Here is a 3850-nt window from a genome sequence, read left to right as displayed (position 1 = left end):
GGTCCTCGGCCACGATCACGGCGCGGCGCTCGAACACCGCCCGCTCGCCGGCCAGCGCACGCGCCACATCCCGCAGCCCTTCCCGGTCCGCGACAAACTCCCGCAACCGCCGCGCCTGCCCTCTCAGCGCGCCCTCCGAACGCGCCGAGATGACGCATGGCACCACCGGCGATCCGTGCGTGGGCTCGCTTTCCGCTGCGACCTGGTCCGGGGCCTGTTCGAGGATGATGTGTGCGTTGGTGCCACTGACCCCGAAGGACGACACACCTGCCCGGCGCGGACGCCCGTTCCCCGGCCACGACACCGACTCGCTCAGCAACCGCACCTGCCCAGCCGACCAATCGACATGAGGCGTGGGGGCGTCCACGTGCAGACTCCGGGGCAGCGTCCCGTGTGCGAGCGCGAGCACCATCTTGATCACGCCGGCGACGCCCGCCGCCGCCTGCGTATGGCCGATGTTCGACTTCACCGACCCCAGCCACAACGGCCGGTCTTCTGGGCGATCCTGGCCATACGTGGCAAGGATCGCCTGCGCCTCGATCGGATCCCCGAGCCTCGTGCCTGTCCCGTGCCCCTCCACCACATCCACATCCGACGCCGCCAGCCCCGCCCCCGCCAACGCCTGCCGGATCACCCGCTGCTGCGACGGACCATTCGGCGCCGTCAAACCATTGCTCGCCCCGTCCTGGTTCACCGCACTGCCCCGCACCACCGCCAACACCCGATGCCCCAACCGCCGCGCATCCGACAACCGCTCCACCAGCAGGACGGCCACGCCCTCGGACATGCCCACGCCGTCAGCGGCAGCCGCGTACGGCTTGCACCGCCCGTCCGCCGCCAGACCACGCTGACGGGAGAACTCCACAAACACCCCCGGCGTCGACATCACCGTCACCCCACCCGCCAACGCCAGCGAACACTCCCCCGACCGCAACGACTGACACGCCAAATGCAACGCCACCAACGACGAAGAACACGCCGTATCCACCGTCACCGCAGGACCCTCAAAACCAAAGCTGTACGCCAACCGACCCGACAGCACCCCGCCGGCGTTGCCGTTGCCGACAAGCCCCTCGAGCCCATCGGGGAGTTCGAGCAGGCGCGTGGCGTAGTCGTGGTACATCATCCCCGCGAAAACGCCGGTGCGGCTCCCGCGCAGCGTGGCCGGGTCGATACCGGCGCCTTCCAGCGCCTCCCAGGAGGTCTCCAGCAGCAGACGCTGCTGCGGGTCCATCGCCAGCGCCTCACGCGGGCTGATCCCGAAGAACCCCGCGTCGAAGTCGGCGGCGTGGTGGAGAAAGCCGCCGTGGCGGGTGTACGACGTCCCGGTTCGCGCCCGGTCCGGATTCGGGTCGTACAGCGCCTCGACATTCCACCCCCGGTCCACCGGAAATCCCGAAATGGCATCGCCGTCGGAGGCCAGCAACTCCCAGAATTCCGCGGGCGATCCCACACCGCCGGGAAAGCGGCAGGCCATCCCCACCACGGCGACCGGCTCCTGCTCCCCCGACTCGATCTCCGCCAGGCGGCGGCGCACCTGGACGAGTTCGGCGGTCGCCCGCTTGAGGTAGTCCCGAAGCTTTTCCTCATTGGCATTGGCCATTTACGGCATCTCCTCGACATTCCGAAAGCCGTGAGTTGTTTCCTCAGGACCGTCAGGGCGTCAAGCGATCTTAGGGAATTCGATATCGTTCACTGCACCCCCTAAGCACCCCAGAATGCGCGGACGGCGCGCGGCCGTTCGCCATAAGAGGTGCAGGCTGTCACCGCTCTTCGCTCTTTTCTGAGCGCTTCTGGACTCCTCCCGAGAGGCGGTAGCCATGGAATCGTCCCGGTACGCCAAGCGCTTTCGCGGCCGATTGGTGCTGGTCACCGGCGCGGGCAGCGGAATCGGACGGGCGACGGCGGGCGCCTTCGCCGCGGCGGGGGCGCGGGTGGTCTGCGTGGACCGGAACGCCCGTACGGCGTCGGCCGGTGCGGACCTGGCCAAGGTGTTGGGTGCCACGGACGCATGGCCGGAGGCCGTCGACGTCGCCGACGCGGCCGCCATGGAACGGCTTGCCGAGCGCGTCTTGGACGCGCACGGCGTCGTGGACATCCTGGTGAACAGCGCCGGCATCGGCATGTCGGGCCGGTTCCTCGACACCTCCGTCGCGGACTGGCGGCGCACGCTGAATGTGAATCTATGGGGGGTCATTCACGGCTGCCGGCTCTTCGGCCGGCAGATGGCGGACCGCGGGCAGGGCGGGCACATCGTGACGATCGCGTCGGCCGCCGCCTTCCAACCCACCCGGGCCGTCCCGGCGTACGCGACGAGCAAGGCCGCCGTGGTGATGCTCAGCGAGTGTCTACGGGCGGAACTCGCGCAGTTCGAGGTGGGTGTGAGCGCGGTGTGCCCGGGCTTTGTGAACACTTCCTTCACGGCGGCGATGCACTTCGCCGGGGTATCGGAACAGGAGCAGGCGCGGCTGCGGAAGCGGGCCGTGCACACGCTCGGGCGGCGCGGCTGTCCGCCGGAGAGAGTCGCCGCGGCGGTGTTGCGCGCGGTCGCGCGCAACACGCCCGTGGCGACCGTGACGCCGGATGCCCGTCTCGTACGTCTGATCAGCCGGTTCGCGCCGCCTCTGCGCCGTGCCGTGGCCCGGCTCGATCCGCCCTCCTGACGACGGTTGACGATGGCCGCTGGACGACGGGTCGGCGATGGCCGCTACATGCCAGGTGGTGTGGGGGCGAGGGCCATGCCGCCGGAGGCGTCGACCAGCTGCCCGGTGACCCAGCGGGCCTCGTCCGAGGCGAGGAGGGCGACGACGTCGGCGATGTCGGACGGCTGGCCGAGCCTGCGAAGTGCGGTCATGGCGGCCACGCCCTCGGCCGCCCCGGGCATGTCGTGCAGCCAGGAGTTGGTTTTGGTGTTGTCGGTGATGCCCGGCGCGATGGTGTTGACGGTGATCCCCCGGTGTCCCAGCTCATTGGCCAGCCTGGGCGCCATGATCTCGAGGGCGCCCTTGCTCATGGCGTAGGGCAGCAGCGGCCAGGCGATCCTGGTGACGGCGGAGGAGATGTTGACGATCCGTCCGCCGTCGGCGAGGAGCGGCAGACACCGTTGGGTGACGAAGAACGGGGCCCGGACATTGACGCTGAAGATGCGGTCGAACTCCTCCTGAGTGACCTCGGAAATGCCCGCCACGTATCCGTCCGCCTGTGCGGCGGCCGGGTCGTCCGGTTCGGCGTAGATGGCGGCGTTGTTCACCAGGATGTTCAGCGGTCGGCCGACGAGCCCGGTCGCGAGTTCGCTGAAGAGTGTGTCGAGTGCGCCGTCGGCGGTGAGGTCCGCCCTGATCGCGAATGCCTGCCCGCCGGCCTGTTCAATCGACGCGACCGTTTCCTCGGCGTCCGCTTTGCACCGCCCGTAGTGCACGGCAACCAGAACACCGTCGGCGGCGAGCCTCCGGGCGATGGCCGCGCCGATTCCGCGCGACGCACCGGTCACCAGTGCGGTTTTTCCAGCTGTTTGGGTCATGGCGACGACCTTCGCAACCGAGCACACGGCACGGAACCCCCTCAAGACCCCGGAATCCCAAGGAAAAGGACTCCGTCGAAAGCCGAGCCACGCGGGGTACCCTGCCGGACCCTCGTAATCCATCGGGAAAACAATCCACCAGGAAATGAGTTCTGGATGACCAGTGTCAGTCCGACGACGGCGGAACAGGATCCCGACCTCCCCGTACGGCGCGCGCTGAGCGCCGCCAGGCGGGCGGAGGCCATCGCCTCCGCCACTCGCGCGGCGTGGTCGTTCTGGCAGGCCAACAACTACTACTGATGCTTTCGGCCTCACTCGGTCGCCTCCGGC

General features: G+C 69.1%; 3 protein-coding genes and 1 pseudogene. 2 read left to right on the top strand and 2 right to left on the bottom strand.

Translation table 11 applies throughout. The annotated features are described in order from the left end of the window. Positions 1-1603, bottom strand: a 1603-nt coding sequence (locus tag ACWDSL_RS52415) for a type I polyketide synthase (RefSeq protein WP_450496744.1), incomplete at its 3' end; no start/stop codon positions are given. 223 nt (positions 1604-1826) lie between these two features. On the opposite strand from ACWDSL_RS52415, the pseudogene ACWDSL_RS52410 reads away from it, so the two are divergent. Next, a pseudogene (locus ACWDSL_RS52410) lies at positions 1827-2663 on the top strand (SDR family NAD(P)-dependent oxidoreductase); the annotation flags it as partial. Positions 2664-2707: 44 nt separating this feature from the next. On the opposite strand, the gene ACWDSL_RS52405 reads toward ACWDSL_RS52410, so the two are convergent. Then, the gene (locus ACWDSL_RS52405; protein WP_450496742.1) at positions 2708-3520 is read right to left on the bottom strand and encodes an SDR family oxidoreductase; all 813 of its coding nucleotides are present in this window, start codon (positions 3518-3520) and stop codon (positions 2708-2710) included. Positions 3521-3676: 156 nt separating this feature from the next. On the opposite strand from ACWDSL_RS52405, the gene ACWDSL_RS52400 reads away from it, so the two are divergent. Continuing rightward, positions 3677-3820, top strand: coding sequence for a hypothetical protein (locus ACWDSL_RS52400; RefSeq protein WP_450496740.1), 144 nt, complete (start codon positions 3677-3679; stop codon positions 3818-3820). Positions 3821-3850: the final 30 nt, after the last annotated feature.

The organism is Streptomyces sp. NPDC000941 (assembly GCF_053599555.1).
This window is presented reverse-complemented; position numbering and strand designations above follow the sequence as displayed.

Coding starts and splice junctions, on each gene's coding strand:
- ACWDSL_RS52400 (WP_450496740.1), top strand. CDS start 3,677: ATGACCAGTGTCAGTCCGACGACGGCGGAACAGGATCCCGACCTCCCC.
- ACWDSL_RS52405 (WP_450496742.1), bottom strand. CDS start 3,520: ATGACCCAAACAGCTGGAAAAACCGCACTGGTGACCGGTGCGTCGCGC.